This window comes from Verruconatronum alginivorum, assembly GCF_056590205.1.
In genome coordinates, this window is the sequence record NZ_JBWPVQ010000001.1 from 1 (window position 1) to 17,156 (window position 17,156).

A 17,156-nucleotide genomic window follows, 5' to 3' on the forward strand; every position below is an offset into this window, starting at 1 on the left:
TGTCGTCTTCACCGCTATTTCAGCCAAGCAAACGCTCGACCGCGACCGTCCGAACGGTGGGCAACGCCTCCGCGGGAAGCGGCCCGCGAGCACGGCAATCCCATCGCGTAACGCATCAGGTTCGAGACCCCGCTGACCTCGGAATCCTGCAACTCCTCGCCGGGAATGACTGTCACGCCAATCCTCGAACGTGCTGCGGGAGCGGATCAGGAACATTCGGCCGTGGGGCAGCGAATCGAACGAGATCTCCAGAGCTTTCTCCGCACGTTGCCATGCGACCGGAGCAAAAGCGGCCGGAGTCGGATTGCGGCTCCTTACGCCGGAAGCTCCTTGCGCCCACACCCAATAAGGCGAGGGCTCGAATAAACTGCCACAAAACATTCCCGGCGGGATTTCCGGAAACCGACGCCTATGAGATCGACCTGGCGCCGCCGGGCGTTCATTGGGATGAGTTACCCGACGTGTCGACGACGCGGATAATATAAAACGCCCGGTCTTTGCCTGCCACGGATTCACTATAGGGAGTCGCCTCCCACAACGGACCCTCGACCGCCTCAAAACCCTGCAAATCATCGGATCGAAGGACGACGAAATGGGAAAGATCAGGAATCTCAGGGGAATCCCAATCCAGCCGGAGAATGTTATTCTCGATTCCGATCCGGATGTCGCGCGGTCCCGGAGGGGGCTGGGTGGAAGGAGCGGCGACGAAGATCGCCAACTCCACCGTATGGAGATAGCCGGCGCTGTTGCGGGCCTCCACCATGAAATAATTGATTCCTTCGGCTCCCTGGGGCGGCGTGCCGCCGAGAAGTCCATCCTCCGAGATCGTCAGCCACCCCGGGCCCGATACCTTTTCGAAGGTCAAGGTGGCCGAATCCGCTCCGTCCGCCAGATGGGGTCGCAACGACCTCAAGTAATCCCGACCGTAGGCCGCCTGGCTTTCGCGGATCCGCTCCGCCACCGCGAAGAATGGAGCATAGCGGCCCTGCTCGGGATGGACGACCGCCCGCAAGGCCGAGCCGGAATGCTTGCCCCAAGCCATGCGGAAGCCGTCGAATGTGATCCGCGGAGTTCCGTTCTCCCCAAACCGGACGAATACCCGGCCATCGAGATTCCGCTGGGGGATGCTCGACGAAACGGTCGGCGCTCCCAAAACGGATTCGGACGAAACATCCGCCGGGTTCAACCAGGCGTCCACCTTGCCGGTTTCCAAATCGATCCTCGCCAGAATGAGGTGCGTGACATTGCCGCCGAAGACGCCGGTGACTTCACCCCAGTTCAACACCCCGACCGATGAACCGACTCCGAAATTGGCGGCCTGGCTGCCGATATAAAGTGCGGCGCCATCACTGTCGAACAGAGTGATCCCGCTCCGGTCCTGCACCGAATTCACCGAAACCCGGTTGACCAGGAAGGAGACCCATACCCATGGACCGGTGATCGGTTCCAGCGAATAACGGCGGTTGACATCCACATTGAGGGCGGCGGTCATCGACAGGGACCCGCCGTCCTCGTTACCCTTGTTGACGTAACCCGTCGCGGAATAGGTCAGGTTCAGATTCGGGTTGAACATGATATTGGAGTTACCGCTCCAGGTGCTCCCCGCGGACCATCCCCTGCCGCCCGAGACTCCGCTGCTCGCGATCGCGACGGACTCGGTGCCGTAATCGTCCCGATCAAACGAATCGACCACCACCGTCGCCGGCACATGCACGGTGAAATCCGCTCTAACTCCCTTGGGATCGAACGACTGCCCGGCATCGTCCACCACCCAGGGAGCCAGCCAGCCCGGGAATGTCGAGGTCAATCCCATCTCGCGCCGGTCCAGACTCGGGATGCCCATTTGCAAGGCAGGAGAGCCCGGAAGGAAACGGAAGTCGCGATTGGCCAGATCCACGAACATCGGATCGGCAATCACGCTGTTCTCGTCGATGCCGTGCGACCGGTTCGTGTTGAGCCAGTTGGACAAGCTGCTTTGATTGGGAATGTTAGGAGCCCAAAAAATATTTTCATCCAGATTGTCCACCCGTTTGATGTCAGTGAAATTCGGCGCGCTTGGATCAACATGACTCGAGTCGCGGTAAAAGACGCGGTAGTCCTCCTGCAACTGCACCATCACATTGCGGCGAATCGTGCTTTGATCATAATCGAGGATCCCGATAGCCGGCCGCTGGGGACCGGCGACCAACCAAAACATACTGCCGACACGGTCGAGATGGGGATGCGGAAGCGGGTGCCCTCCCTGGTGAACGTGATCACTGCTGCGCGTATCCACGAAGACATTGTTCAAAACATCATTTCCTTTGGCGAAGGTGACAGCGGACCCGGAATTGTAGAATACGATATTTTCCTCAAATGTGGTCCAGTCCTGCTGTCCGTCGAACCGCACGACTCCGGCGGAATGCGCCGATAACGTGTGGTGAAAATAATTACGCCGAATCACGTTTCCGGTACTGGACATCCGGATGTAGAACGGATTTCCGTCCCCCAGCAATTCCACATTGCGATAGATCTCGTTGTAGGCGAAAATATTGTCGCGACTGTACAAATACGGACCGAAATCATGGATCGTGACCTCTGTCCCCGTCATGCTATCCATTTCCTCGAACGGAAGCCGGCTCCAATCGATCGTCCGGGCGAGCTCACGCTCCCGCGCGCCGAACCCGTGTTCCCGCCATTGCCTGGAAAAGTGAGCCGCCATCACCCCGCCGACGCTGATGCCGTTGTATGGGGTGTGGTGCACGCGGTTGTGCGTGACGGTGTTCTCACCGCTCTGCCAAATCAGGATCCCCGGGGTGTCGTGCTTCTCGAGCCCGACATGGTGAATGTGATTGTTATGAATACGATTCCCCCGGTTCATGAAATCCGCGCCGATCTTATCCCCGATGAACGCGATACCGGTTCCGCCGATGTAAGAGATCTCGCATCCCTCGATGGCGTTATTTTTTGAATACAAATCGAAGCGGATGGCGCCGCCACCGGTCGCGGTGAAGAGACTGTTTTTCACCACGCAGTTTTCAGTCCAGCGAAAGCGGACCAACGCGTTCGGTTTGTCCCAGAACTCCCAATCGTGCTGGAGCCCGACATCGTGGTCCTTCATGTCGTCACGGGCGCCGTGCTTGAACGTCAGCCCGTCGAACACCAGACCTGAGACCGGGATTTCGTCTTCCGCCGATCCCGCGATGAGAAACATCTCCCGCAGGGTCGGGATGATAAGACCGGTCGGCTTTTGGCCGTCGCGCGGCCAGTACCAGATTTTCCGGCTCTGGGAGTTCATGATCCATTCACCCGGTTCGTCGAGGACGTCCGGCACATTGGCGACGCGGAACCGGCTCGGATCATACGCGTTCGCCCGCCGGGCCAATTGGTATGTCCCGGCGACGGTGGTCCGGGCGATCCGATCGCCGGTATGCACGGACGCAAGGGGAAGCAGGTTGTGGCTCCATTGGAAAGTCGGAACAATCCAGATCTCGACATCTGCCATATTCTGGTAATTCCGCAGACTTCCCGGCGGAAAATGAAGCGTCTTCCGATCCAACACTCTGGAATCCAAATGATCCAGTTCTGGTTTCACCTCCGGACCGAGCGCCCGGGGCAACCGCCCCGCCTCGTCGAACATCGTGGTGAATCGATCGATGCCATCCGGAAAATCCGCCACCCACAACTTGCCCGACGCGGCACTGGCCAGGAACGCCGGATCCTGGGTGGCCTTGGTCCAACCGGTGACCGGCACCCCGGAGCTGAAAACCGGCCGCTCGTTGGAATACGCGGCGTAGGTGATGGTGAATCCGGGCGCGGCCGAGTCCTCCGGTCCGAAAACGATCGTCTCCGTCACCCGGTAGAGTCCTCCGCGGATCCAGACCCGGAAATTCCGCTGGGCGTTCACCCCTTTCAACTGCCGGATGGCGTCCCGCGCCTCCTCCACCGTTCGAAACGGGTCCGCCTTGGTCCCGGCGGCCCCCTCGACTCCATCGGTCGAGACATAGAGGGTCACCGTGGAAGCCCCTCCCCCGGAAGCCCAAAGGGTGCCCGTCCCGTGGCCGGCGACCAAAATGCCAACCGCCAACAGGAGGCCGGACAGGAAAGAAATGGTTCCCGTCCGCCCGCGTCGGAGCAAACGAGGTTTGTGCAAACTCTCGAACGACATAAAAAGTGATCCCGTATTTCGCTTATTCGACCCCGGTCTCGAACCGCAGCCGGAAAGAACCGTTTTCCTCGCCCATCGGCACGCGGATGCCACCTGTTTCGGTCAACATCTCCGGAGTGATATCCACCGGATCGGCATCATTCGAACGACGAAGAGTCACCCGTCCCAGCGAGTCGAGCGCGGTGACGGCCCGCAGCCCGGCTTCCTCGTCGGCGCCGTGGAAAATGCGGAGGTTGTCGAGGTTGATCCGGACGTTCGAGTTTTCATCCATTCGAACCTGAACGGATTGCGAGACGGATGTGATCACCCGCGAATTGTCCGTCACATCCGGCGAACCCAGGGCCGCCAACGAGGTCACGTTGGACGGATTGAACCAGGCGCTAAAGGTGTCATTGGCGATGTCCAGGCGGGCCAGAATCAGATGGGTCGTGGAGTCCGTGTTTCCCGGAACACTGGCCAGATTCAAGAAACCGATCCCTTGTCCGATCCCGAACTCGTCACGCCGGGTTCCGACGTAATAATTGTTACCATCGGCGACAAACACGACCCCGGTCCGGTCGGAATCACTGTTGACCGAAATCCGGTTGCTGAGAAAGGAAACCCAGACATATCCTTCAGTGATCGGCCCGGACGCGAAACCTCTATGGATGGAATCCCCGCCGCTGGTGTTCTTATACATCGATCCGCCGCCGACCCCTTCCGTTCCCGGGCTTGTGTTCAGGTAACCGACGGCATCCAGGTAGACGTAATTTTGGTTCGGCGCGAACTGGATGGCGGCGGAACCAGACCAAGGTCCCGTCCATCCCGCTCCGCCGAATTTTCCGGGCAGCGGTGCGAAAACGTCGCCGTATTCGTTCAGGCGGAACTCGTCGAAGGCAACGGACTTTCCGTCGGCAAGCGATGCTCCGGCGATTCCGGCCACCAACAAAATAGAAAGCCGACGGGCGCGAAGGAAAAGTGTGCGTAGATTCATTTGGCGTAATGGTTTGGAGGTTAAAATGGATTGGGTTCGATCATTCTTCATCCGGCACGACACGCACGCGGTAAAACGCTCTCGGCTCATCGGTTCGGACCATGATTTCCCCGGATGCGCTCAGCTTCTGCGTCGTCAGGTCGACCGGCTCCCATTGGTGCAGGTTCACTGATCGTTCAACAAACAGCGTCCCCATCGGTCCGGGATCGGGTTCCAGATTCACCACCGCCCGCAATCCCGCTGCTTGATCTTCTCCATAGGAAACACGAAGAGCGTCGAGATTCATCCGCGTGTTATCGGTGTTTTCGCGCAACCAAACCTGGATGGTCGGGGTCACCGACGTGAATGACCGGCTCGAATCGGAAAGATGGGGGGAACCCAACGCCGACAATGAACTGACATCCGCCGGATTGAACCACGCGCTGAACGTGTCGTTGGCGACATCGATCCGGGCGATGATTAAGTGGGTATTACCACCGGTGTTTCCGCTGACGCTCCCCAAGTCTTCGAGCCCCGAATTAGTCCCCAACACAAACCTATTCTGCCGGGTGCCAAAATAAATAATTCCTCCGTCGGTCGAAAGCTGCACTCCGGTCCAATCCGTCAGGGCGTTCACCGATAACCGATTACTCAGGAACGAAATCCAGACATATCCTTCTGTAATAGGCGCGGTGGAGAAATTCCGATCGATGGTCCCCTGTAAATTCACGTTGCGAAAGATCGACCCGCTGGTTTCGTCGGCTCCGCTGTTCACATATCCGATGGCCCCGGTGTAACGATAATTCTGGGTGGGGATGAAATTGTAGGTGTTATGTCCCGACCAAACCGACGTCCATCCGGTGCCTCCGGAGAGGCCCTGCAGGGAAAGCTGGGTATTTCCATAGTCCGCTCGATCAAAATCGTCGTAAGCCACGGTTTGGGCCATCGCCTGGACGCAGAAGAGGCTTGAAAGGCATGCGGCGGCGGGCGCGAAAAGGCGGGCAATCGTCTTTGATGTATCCATTGTTTCCGTTAAGTTTTAAGGGTTCGCGAGGACAGGATCGTCATTCGTGAGGTTTCCGATAGGCTATGACTATTCAACGAACGCGGCCGAACCGCGCCAAGGCGTTTCAATAGTAGAATCCAGACAATTCCTATGGGGAGGGCATGCGAATGCGCTTCCCCACGATGTCACGAGTCCGAAAAAGCGGAACTTCCCAAAGCCGAATCCCCTCGACTCCACCTTCGGGCAAAGACTGTTTGAGAAGGAAGAGAGGGGGGAGCCTCAGTAGGGCCCGGGCGTTTCGTCCTCGAACTCACCCCGGCTTCCGCGGGTGAAGCGCCGCATCAGTTCGGCGTGGGATTGCACCCCGAAGTGTCGGTAGATCTCCTTCACATAATCCGACACCGTGTGGACCGAAAGATTCAGCCGGTCGGCGATCGACTTCCGACTCATCCCTTCCAACAATAGCGCCAAAACCACCTGACACCGTCGGGAGAGATCGGGAGTTCTCACGCCGAAATCGTCCGGCCAACCGGCGGCGTGCAACCACGGCACTTCACTTAAAAGAATATGGGCGATCCGACGTTCCCGTTCATCGAACAACGGCTGGTCGGCCCGCCGGTAGATCCCGATCAAACTAAAACATTCCCGGTTCAGCGGTTTGGCCGAGAGCATCAACGGAGCAATGTCGGCGGCGATCCAAAGGGGATAAGTCGCCATCGTCGGAAACCGGTTCGTCGAATCGATCTGTTGCCGCAAACGGGTGATATGGGCCCCCTTTTCCTGAAGCTCTCGGGCAAACGGGGCCATCAATATTTTCATGTCCGGATGCGTGCTCGCCTTCACCAGTCCAACGAACCGCTCCTCATCGAATCCTCCATGCAACACCGATGCATACGAAGGATCCCGGTCGGGATGAAGATACGCCAACGACCATACCCAACTGTCGGCCCCGACCAACCCCACCAACCCTGCCATCAAAGCATTCTTCGCCGTCGCATGATCAGCCCGCAAAGCCGCAATTTCCGCCACCAGACGGACCATTGACCGAGCATCCGCCTCCGAGATCATAGGAATCATGAAAAAAATGAAATGGGCTCATCACTTTCCCCGGGCAAGAATATTTTGCCCCCCTCCAAAAAACCAAATAAGAATGCCACCGAAGGCGCCTCCCTCCCTGGCCTCGAAGACGACAAACTCCCTGGCGCCGAAGGCGACAAACTCCCTGGCGCCGAAGGCGACAAACTCCCTGGCGCCGAAGGCGACAAATCCTACAGCCCAGTCCGAAGGGCTGGGGAATCCGACATCAACAATCCGCGGCCTGAAGAGTCGCAATCCCGGACCGATCCAACCGCCCGCCGTCCTCCCTCCCCGGCCTCAAACGCGACACCCTCCCTGGCGCCGAAGGCGACAAATCCTACAGCCCAGTCCGAAGGGCTGGGGAATCCGACATCAACAATCCGCGGCCTGAAGGGTCGCAATCCGGGCCGATTAAACCGTCCACCGTCCAGCCTCCCTGCCGCCAAAGGCGACACCCTCCCTGGCGCCGAAGGCGACAAATCCTACAGCCCAGTCCGAAGGGCTGGGGAATCCGACATCAACAATCCGCGGCCTGAAGAGTCGCAATCCCGGACCGATCCAACCGCCCGCCGTCCTCCCTCCCCGGCCTCAAACGCGACACCCTCCCTGGCGCCGAAGGCGACAAATCCTACAGCCCAGTCCGAAGGGCTGGGGAATTCGACATCAACATTCCGCGGCCTGAAGGGTCGCAATCCGGGCCGATTAAACCGTCCACCGTCCAGCCTCCCTGCCGCCAAAGGCGACACCCTCCCTGGCGCCGAAGGCGACAAATCCTACAGCCCAGTCCGAAGGGCTGGGGAATTCGACATCAACATTCCGCGGCCTGAAGGGTCGCAATCCGGGCCGATTAAACCGTCCACCGTCCAGCCTCCCTGCCGCCAAAGGCGACACACGGTCATCCCCCGACGTCTTGTCAGGGCGCGGCCGCATGGACCATCATCCAGACCGCCATAGCCATCATCATCAGATTTTCCGAGAGGGAAACAAAGCCGAGCGGCACCTTGCTGCCCCCGCCGACGCAGGCGCACTTGAGATCGCGCTTCTCCAGATAAACGGCCTTGAAGACGGAGATCGCGCCGATGGTGCTGGCAACAAGGACAATCGGTGCCACCACCCAGGTGAACAGCGCGGCGATCATCATCGCCCCGCCGATCGTTTCGATAAAGGCATACACCGTGGCATACGGCACATATCGCCGCGCTACCAAGTCGTATTGAACGAAACCGGTGGCAAAGCCGTCCAAGTCCCGCAGTTTTTGTATGCCGAGCACGCACATACTGAAGGCAATGAACAACTCCGCCGTCCGGACCACGGAGATCTCTTCGGACATGGCCCAACTCGTAGTGAGGGCCATCAAGAGAGTCACCCCAAAGATCGCGATGACTGGCTGGTAGGTTTCCCCCGCCTTGAAATCCGGCCCCAGCTTGAGATGCTCCCGCAGTTCGTCGTAACCTCCGAGGCGCTCTCCTTCGAGAAAGATCTGAGGTGTCTCATCGACCTCGCGTTCCTCCTTGAAACGTTGGTTCGCCTCCATGCTTTCGAGGTGATGGTCGCTTACCTCAAACCCATTACGATTAAGGAGATCGAGAGCCTTGATCCCCCACGGACAAAGATGGTCGGGAGTGACCATGCGGTAAATGTCTGCTTTCCTCCTCATTTAAAGCGAATCGGGTTCGACAACGCCACTATCGGTCATTCCTGAAAATTCCGCAACGTTGCGATGAAGCCACGCCTTTCATCGATTCCCTGTCGCGTTACGCTAAAGTCGCTGGACCGCCCTCCTCCCTATTTCAGGGCAATTTTTGAGCTTCCTGATAGGCACACTATCCATCCCCCGCGACCGGCGGACGTCGCCAGAAACAGAGGGGCCGTCAATCCCCCTTTTCGGCCCTCACCCGGAAAAAACCGCGAGGCTCATTCGTCGGCCACGCGTAATGACGGATGGTCCTCGCAGGGGTCCGCTCCACTTCGGCGCCAGCATTCGGATGAACTTCCCAATCGTCCAGGAAAGCGGCCACCTCGATCCACACGGTTGTTCCTTCGACCATTCGCGAGCGCCCGAACCTGAGTGAGATCGATCCATCCGGTTCGCTCACCACCCTCGGCAAGCCACTACGATCGCCCTCCCTCAACCCCAGCGCGAAGGCGAGAAGATTGGGCACGCCCGGAATAAAACCGTCCGCCGCGGGATCGCCGGACAATCCGCCAAGTTCGCGGGCCGCCCAGGCCTCATAAGTCTCTGTTACCGTCAATTCAATGGGCCCGCTGATCACCTCTCCTTGCGTGTTCCAGGCCCGCAACCGATAAACTCCGGTGTCCGGTGCGATGACCCCATTCAATAACAATTCCAGAGAATTGACGCCCCCGAATCGCTCGTCGCCGTCCAGAGAAACCCCATCGCGAAGCCATTGGAAATTCAATTCGCTTCCCCACAACTCGGCGGCAATCGACACGGTTTGTCCCGAACTCCGGATCATTTCCGAAACATCGGCCAGCGCCCGCGGCTCAAGAAAATCCACGATGATTTCGAGAAGTTTACCAGCCGCGCCAAACTCGTTTTCGGCCACCAGGACCGCAGCGTAGGAACCGGCCGTGGCTGGAGCCCCCGTCAAACGTCCGGTGGCGGCGTCGATTTCCACTCCCGGGGGAAGACCGTAAGCATGGAAGAAGGCGGGCGAACCGTTGAGCGTTGGCAAGAAGTCGAAATCGATCGAGACGACTCCTCTCAAGGCCTCCCCGATTTCCCAGCTCGGGACCCTTTCACCCGGATCGGAAACAAACAGCCAGATCGTGCGCTGATCCGTTCCGTAGAGGTTTTCGACTGTCAGGATGACCGGGAAAAGTCCGCTTTCCGCGGGAACTCCGGCAATCCGCCATGGTTGAGTGTAACCGCTCAATCCCGCGGGAAGTCCTTCCACGGAAAAATTAGCGTCCCAGCTGGGACCGTCATACGTGATTGGATACGTAAACGCCTCCCCCACGCGGGCCACCGCCCCCTTTGGACTGGTTATCGCCGGAGGTTCCCCTGCGGCCGGCCGCACCGAAAATGGCACCTTGCGCAGAGGCGAGGTCCGGTTTCCGCTGATCGCTCCGAACGCGACTGTGCCTGACTGAAAGGTTTCGATCTTCCCCGAAACAATTCCGGTTCCGGAATCCAGCGAAAGCCCCGCAGGGAGATTGTAAGCGTAGAATAGAGCCTCCGGGTCATTCGATTTCAACTGGAACTCCACCTCTTCGCCGTCCAACAGATTCCAATGTCCGAAGTCCAACGGGTAAAGCTCAGGAGACCATGCCTCCGCCGAACCGAGAAAATGGCCCGGGCCCGAAGCGATGTAGCGATCTTCCCACAAGATCAGTGCTTCCAAATTGGCTTCGCCCGGTAACGTTCTCGCCTCCCAATGCTCACCGGTAGCCGAAGTAAAAATCACCGAGCCGGGTCCGATCATCGCCCACTCGTCCCGGCCATAGATCAGCGACCGGTAGGTCCCTTCCGGCAACCCTTCCGGATCCACCCCCTGCCAGGAAATACCGTCCAGCGATTCGAGCAGGATTCCTCCTTCTCCAACAATCATAAACCGGCCCCCGCCATGATCGATTGAAATCAGCGCCGCGTCCGTCCCGGAGTTCGCCGTCTGCCATTCCAGTCCGTCCGGGGAATACAGGATTGTTCCGCCTTCACCGATCGCTAACCAAAACGTCGGGTCCGCCCAAATCCGGATCAAATCGGCTTGGGTTCCAGAATCGACCGGCGTCCACGAGAGCCCGGTTTCAGAGGTCAACAGCGTTCCCTGCTCTCCAACCGCCACAAATCGGGTTCCGTTCCACGCCACATTCCGAAGGGTGGCCTCCGTCCCCGAAGCGACCGAACTCCACCCCGAGGCACCATTTGCCGACGTCCGGATCGCTCCCCCGGCGCCGACCGTAACAAATCGATTCGCTCCGAAGGCGACTCCATATGGGGAATGCCCCCCGCCGATCGATCCCGTCAACCAGAAGCCCGTCGCCAAGTCCCTGTAAACGGTCTGTCCGCCCTCTCCCACTCCGAGCAAACGCCCGCTCCCGAAGGCAAAGGAGCGCACGGCCGGAAAGTGGGTCCACCACCTGGGCCAGTTCGGTTCGTGTACCCAAAATTCAATCACATCAGAGGTCACCCCGTCTTCCCGATGGAATTCGACCTCATACGGATAAAGTCCGGGGGCGCTCGGCGTCCCTTGGATAAATCCTATCGGGTGCCAGGCGAGCCCCGGGGCGCTGCCGGTTGCCACCATCGTGTAAGGCAATCTGTATCCCGCCCATGGATGACCGACCTGCGGGTAATACTGAACAGTGACTCCGACGGCGCCTTCGGCCAATCGTTCCGTTAGAAACGGCGGATCCAACGCATGTTCCGGATGCACTCGCATGGTCCACCGGGCGATCGGTCCCGGGCCCCGCGAACCGACGGCGAACGCTTCGACAGCGAAAGTGCCGATTCCTTCCGGCACGCCCGAGATCTCTCCGGTGACCGGATCAAACGTCAGCCCCGCCGGCAAACCCGATACGACGAATTCTTCGACCGGTGCCGCCTCCCTTTTCAATGGGCAAAAATAGGGCTGCCCCACTATCAGATTCCCTCCGCAACTTGAAATCATCGGAAGCCATTCGCCGGAACGCGAGTAGACGCCCCCGTCGGAACTCAACCCAACCAGCCGGCCGTTCCCGTAGGCCATACCGGTCGTCCCGTACATTTCAGGGTGAACCCGCCGCTCCCAGGCATGGATGGCGCCAAGGGGCGTCGAGTAAAAATTTTTCGAACCGAATGCCAACAGCCTTTCTCCATAGGCAAAGACCTGTTGAACCGTATCTCCGATACTCAGGACCAACATCCAACTTTCCAGATCCGAAGAGCGGCAAACGAGACCGGGATCCCCCGAAACAAAGTAGTCCCCATCGTGATACACCGCGCTCAATAACCGGCCGACCTCGTTTACTTGTTGCGAGTCCCATTCGATTCCTTCAACCGAGACATACGCTTTCCCTTCGTCGCAAACCGCGAGAAACGTTCCCCCACCATGGGTCACATCGCGGAAATCCGCTGATGTTCCAGGCGAGCCGGAAGTCCACGCCGTTCCGTCAAGCGATGTCAAAACCGTTCCATCTTTCCCAACCGCGACGAACCGTCCGCTCCCGTAGGCGACCGCGCGGAGATCGGCCGTGACACCGGAGGATCGGTCGTTCCAAACGTCGCCGTCTTCGGATACCAGGATTCGTCCGCCCTCCCCGACGGCCACCCACAGATTTCCGCCATAGGCCAACCCGCGCCAGGCGAAACCATCCGGCGCCCGAACGACCGTCCAATTGATTCCGTCAAGCGATGCCAAGAGACTGCCGTCTTCTCCCCCGGCGATAAAACGGCCATTCCCGAACGCGATCGCCGTCATTTTACCGGCGGTTGCGCTCTCCTGATTCTCCCAACCATCCGGAGGAGGGATCACGTAACGAACCACCCGTTCCGCGGTCCCAAAATGATTGCTCGCTTCGAGAACCATCTCCCCCCAACCGGATACGCCGCTTTCCGGGCGCCAAACCTGAGTCAATAAATCGAACGACAAGCCGGGCGGGTTCTGAGAGATCCGCACCTCCGAACTCGCATCTCGACGGTTGATCACGAACATCTGGGGAGCAACGGTATCGGTCACCGTATAGTTTTGCGAAAGCCCCGGCGGCATTCCCTCGTCCGCAAAGATGGTGATCTCCCAGGGACGCGTTGGCGCGACGCCGGCTTCATTCTCCGCTCCCAGGAGCACCCGGTAGGTTCCGGGCGCTTCGACGCTCCCGTGGATCCGTCCGGAATTCGAATCGACCGCCAAATCTTCCGGCAGCCCAAATGCGTAATAACGATGCGGCTCATGCGTCGCCGATATCTGATACTCAATGGGCTCGCCTCGGGTATGGGTTGCGGTGGTCGAACTGACAATCTCCGGCGTCGGCGAAAGCCCGGGGATTCGCCGCAACAACCGCCCGCCCTCTCCGACGGCCGCCACAGTCGGACCGTGGTTCAAGGCGTTAAGATAGAAATCCGACCCCGCGAGCCGGTCCCAGAGCATCCCATCCGGCGAGGAAAATAGATTTCCCCCGCTCACCACAAAGAACTGGTCTTCCATGAACCCGATGTCGCGCGGAAATTGTGGGATTCGCTCGGGATTGACCGCCCACCGATCCCCATCGCGAGTCGTCCCGATCCACCCGTTTTGGTGCCCCACCGCGAAGCGTCCGTTTCCGTAGGCCACCCCGATCTTTCCGTAACCGAGATTCACCGCTGTGCGCGTCCAGGCGTTTCCATCCGGCGATACGGCCGCCCAGCGCACGGCTGCTCCCAGGGTCATCCCCCCTCCGCTCGCGGCGGCAATCAATCCACTGGAGGTCGCTTCCCCCTCCGTCCAGACTGTTCCGGCCTCCGAAGTCAAGACCGGTCCGGCCTCCGAGAACGCCATGAACTTCCCGTCAAGGAATTGTACCTTCCGCAGATCGCGGTCCGGTGCCGCCTCGACGTCTTCCCAGGTCTGTCCATCCGTCGACCGCAGGATGACTCCTCCGTTTCCCACCGCGACAAACACTCCCGCCCCATAGGCGACGCCCCGCAAATCGCCATTCGTTACAGGTGGCAAAACCTCCCATTCGTCACCATCCAATGAATACAAAATCAGCCCTTGATCTCCAACAACGACCCAACTCCCCTCTCCTTCCGCGATCCCCCTCAAAATCCCCTCGGTTGGCAACACGACGGTTTCAAATTCCTCCCGGGCCACCGCCAGCACCAGGGTTTCGCGGCGGATTCCGTGCAGGTTCGATGCTTCGATTTCGACCTCATAATAGCCGGGATCCACGATAACACCGGTCAAAATGCCAGTCGCCGGATCATAAACAAGACCGTCCGGCAAATTCGTCAGGAGGATCTCGCTGCCCGGATGAACCGGTTCCATTCGGATCCGCACATACGGCAAAGGTTTACCGGCTGCCAGTCGAACCGGTTCCGCCCCGGTAATCTCCGGCGGCGGCCCATCCAATGGATAAATCGTGACCGCCACCTGTTTCGAGGCGAACACCCCGTCGGCATTTCCCGCGCCGATCCGCATCTGATATTCCCCGGCCAATTTGGGGCGGCCGTCGATCAAGCCGGTGGATGGATCCAGGGTCAATCCGGGAGGCAGTCCGCTCGCCGTATAATGGACCGCCCCCGGGGCCGCGACTGCATATTCAAAGAGCCGCCCTTCCTGTCCCCATGCGGTCGAAGGCCCGGCGATGACCGGCGCGGCCGCCAGGACCCGCAATTCGCGCTCCACCGGTTCGGCCGGGTGATACCGTTCATCCCCGGCCTGGCTCGCGGTTAGAATCACCGTTCCCGCCGCATGCACGGTGATGACGCCGTCGACAACGGAAACGACTGTGGGGTCGCTGCTGGTCAACGCCACCGGCAATCCGCTGCTGGCGACGGCCCCGGCCGGGAACGGCGCCGCGCCCGCCACCACGGGAAACAAGACCGGAAAATCGATCGTCTGCGCGGCAGGGTGGATCGTCAAAAGACGCACCACCGGATCCGCCGCTTCGTAGCGGTGGTCGCCCGCCTGGCTGGCGGTGATCTCAACGGTCCCCGCCCGATGGATCGTTACGATTCCGTCGGCAATGCTCGCAATCACCGGATCCGAACTGACGAACGTCACCGGCAGACCGCTGGTTGCAGCGACTTCCAGCAGAAAGGGTTCGTCCCCGTATTCCTTGTCCGGCACCGAAGCAAATTCGATCGTTTGCGACAATTGCCCCACCTCCAAAACCCGGGAAACCACCGGTGCTGGATTGAACGCCTCATTCCCTTTCTGATAGGCGTGAATGGCCACCGTTCCGGCCCGCTGGGTTCGTAGTTTCCCATCGAATACATAGGCGATCGATGAATCGTCGCTGACAAACTCCACCGGCAACCCGCTGCTGGCGGTCGCTGCCGGAAAAAAAGCATCCCCGGGAGCAACCGGCTCCATTTCGGGAAAGTCGATATTCTGCGGCGTTCCGGTCAGCGAAATCGTCCGGGTGAAAAAACCGGTCGATGTGCCGTTCGCTCCGCCCGGCGCACGCATCTTCGCCCGAATCCACGACAGAGAACTTGAATCCTCCACAAGCTCCCACGCTCCTGTTCCATCCCAGGCCCCGGTCCCCAGTTCCTGCCAGACCTCTCCGTCAGCGCTCCCCGCAAAGGAGACCACATTGCCACCCGGGGACGATCCGCCGCGCCGCCAGCGAATTCTGTCTCCATCGACATAAAGGAAGTCGGCCGCGTCGTAATTGCTCAGACGAACCAGCGAGTTCCCCGGGGGAGCGCTTCCCGAGTAAACCACCGACAAAACCACCCCGGCATCAGGCGCCGGAGCGACCGCGCCAATCGAGCTAATCGACAAACTCTCCATAGTCGGCCGGAACGTTTCGACCGTAGCTCCATCCTCCGAGATCGCTGCGAATCCCCGGGCCTGCCGGGAACCGATGCTCGAAAACATTCCCCCTACCAGAATCCGTCCGTCCGCCTGTAAAGCCAAAGATCCAATGCCTCCCCCGCTCCCCGTGACAACGGCCGAATTGAAGGCGGTGTCCATCGCATAACTCGGCAGAAGCCGTCGCAATTGACCCGCCTCCACATAGAGGATCTTGCCATTCGGTTGAACCGCCACCGCCGAAACGGTCAGAATCGAACTGCCGACCGCCGCCCGGAAATCCGCGTCGACACTCCCGTCCGGATGAAGACGGATAAGCCCGGACGGTGGTGCGAAGTTGATGCTCAGGAAATTCCCCCCGACGATGATTCCCCCTTCCTGGTCCATCGCCAACACATAGACCGAACTCGTGGGGCCGTTGCCCTTGGCTTGATGAAAAGCGAGATCCGGCTGACCGTTGGACGCCAACCTGACCAGGCGAACTGGCCCCCATTGGGTCGAAAAATCCCCGCCGACCACGATCTTTCCATCCGGCTGCACCAAGATCGCCCGGACCTGGCCCATCAAAAAGGATCCCAGGTTGGCCGCGAACTCGGTGTCTCTCGTGCCATCCGGCATTAAGCGGATCAGTCCGCTCATCGCATGAGCAATCAGGATTCTTCCATCCGGTTGAATCGCGACGGTCCCCACTCCCCCATGCAAATTCAGCCCCGCGATATTTGTTCCGAATTCACCATCCGCGCTTCCATCCGGCAGAAGCCGGGCCAGGATTGGCGTCGTTCCGCCGACCACCAATTTGCCGTCAGGCTGAAAAGCCAGGGCCGAGATGCTCTGCGCTCCGGCTGGTTGTGGGGGGAAATCCGCGGCAAACGCCGCGGCAAAAGCCGCATCCGGCTCCCCTGGCACACCTCCGTCGGCCGCCGCCGCCGCCGGCGTCAGTCCGAAAACCGCCGTCACCCAGATGACAACGGCGGCGAGAATCCAACCGGATTCAATGCGGGAACGAAGGACAAAGCCGGACCTCCAAGTGGCAAATCGAGAGCAAGGCATATCGCAAAAAATCAGGTGACGGGAAAAGTCTCACCGCGCACCCAAGGGAGCCGCGGCACCGGAAAACATTCTTTATCGACTCAAGCGCCGCCGCAACTCCTTTCGGCCGCGCGCCATGGAAGATACGCGACACGACCCCCGTAACGATCAAGCCACGCCTTCATCGACCCGCCCGAAATAGAACGCCCCCAAGACACCCTCGAATCGTCAGTGGAAGATTCGCTACACGATCTCCGTAGCGATGAAGCCACGCCTTCATCGACCCGTCCTGGACAGAACTTGTTTTACGTTCGCCCCCTTCTACCTCGTCCATTTTATGCGAACTTGCCCAATCCTAACCGCCCCCGTCAACTGGTGCGCCCGGTCATAGGCGAACGTCCAGGAGGTCGGCTGGAATCCAACCCTCCGATTTGACCACCCTGCAACCCGCATGAACAGTGAAATTTCATAAAAGCGGTAGCGGGAGGA

The 17,156-nt window shown here is 59.6% G+C and carries 6 protein-coding genes; all 6 read right to left on the reverse strand.

Annotated features, from left to right (window positions below; genetic code table 11):
* Positions 1-439: 439 nt before the first annotated feature.
* The gene (locus ACWUI2_RS00005) at positions 440-4,147 is read right to left on the reverse strand and encodes a right-handed parallel beta-helix repeat-containing protein (protein WP_486980806.1); all 3,708 of its coding nucleotides are present in this window, start codon (positions 4,145-4,147) and stop codon (positions 440-442) included.
* A gap of 22 nt (positions 4,148-4,169) precedes the next feature.
* On the reverse strand, positions 4,170-5,120 hold the full coding sequence (locus ACWUI2_RS00010) for a hypothetical protein (RefSeq protein ID WP_486980807.1): 951 nt from the start codon (positions 5,118-5,120) through the stop codon (positions 4,170-4,172).
* Between the two features lie 40 nt (positions 5,121-5,160).
* Entirely contained in the window at positions 5,161-6,123 is a 963-nt protein-coding gene (locus tag ACWUI2_RS00015; RefSeq protein ID WP_486980808.1) for a hypothetical protein, read from the reverse strand.
* 261 nt (positions 6,124-6,384) lie between these two features.
* Positions 6,385-7,182 (reverse strand): response regulator transcription factor, encoded by a 798-nt coding sequence (locus tag ACWUI2_RS00020; protein WP_486980809.1) that lies wholly within the window; start codon positions 7,180-7,182, stop codon positions 6,385-6,387.
* A gap of 913 nt (positions 7,183-8,095) precedes the next feature.
* Positions 8,096-8,839 carry a MauE/DoxX family redox-associated membrane protein gene (locus ACWUI2_RS00025; RefSeq protein ID WP_486980810.1) on the reverse strand — a complete coding sequence of 248 codons (744 nt, stop codon included), beginning with the start codon at positions 8,837-8,839 and terminating at the stop codon, positions 8,096-8,098.
* A 214-nt stretch (positions 8,840-9,053) separates the two neighbouring features.
* Positions 9,054-16,688, reverse strand: coding sequence for a putative Ig domain-containing protein (locus tag ACWUI2_RS00030; RefSeq protein WP_486980811.1), 7,635 nt, complete (start codon positions 16,686-16,688; stop codon positions 9,054-9,056).
* Positions 16,689-17,156: the final 468 nt, after the last annotated feature.

Bases quoted from the DNA above. Each gene is read 5' to 3' on its own strand.
- ACWUI2_RS00010 (WP_486980807.1), bottom strand. From the start codon at position 5,120: ATGAATCTACGCACACTTTTCCTTCGCGCCCGTCGGCTTTCTATTTTG.
- ACWUI2_RS00020 (WP_486980809.1), bottom strand. From the start codon at position 7,182: ATGATTCCTATGATCTCGGAGGCGGATGCTCGGTCAATGGTCCGTCTG.
- ACWUI2_RS00025 (WP_486980810.1), bottom strand. From the start codon at position 8,839: ATGAGGAGGAAAGCAGACATTTACCGCATGGTCACTCCCGACCATCTT.
- ACWUI2_RS00030 (WP_486980811.1), bottom strand. From the start codon at position 16,688: ATGCCTTGCTCTCGATTTGCCACTTGGAGGTCCGGCTTTGTCCTTCGT.
- ACWUI2_RS00005 (WP_486980806.1), bottom strand. From the start codon at position 4,147: ATGTCGTTCGAGAGTTTGCACAAACCTCGTTTGCTCCGACGCGGGCGG.
- ACWUI2_RS00015 (WP_486980808.1), bottom strand. From the start codon at position 6,123: ATGGATACATCAAAGACGATTGCCCGCCTTTTCGCGCCCGCCGCCGCA.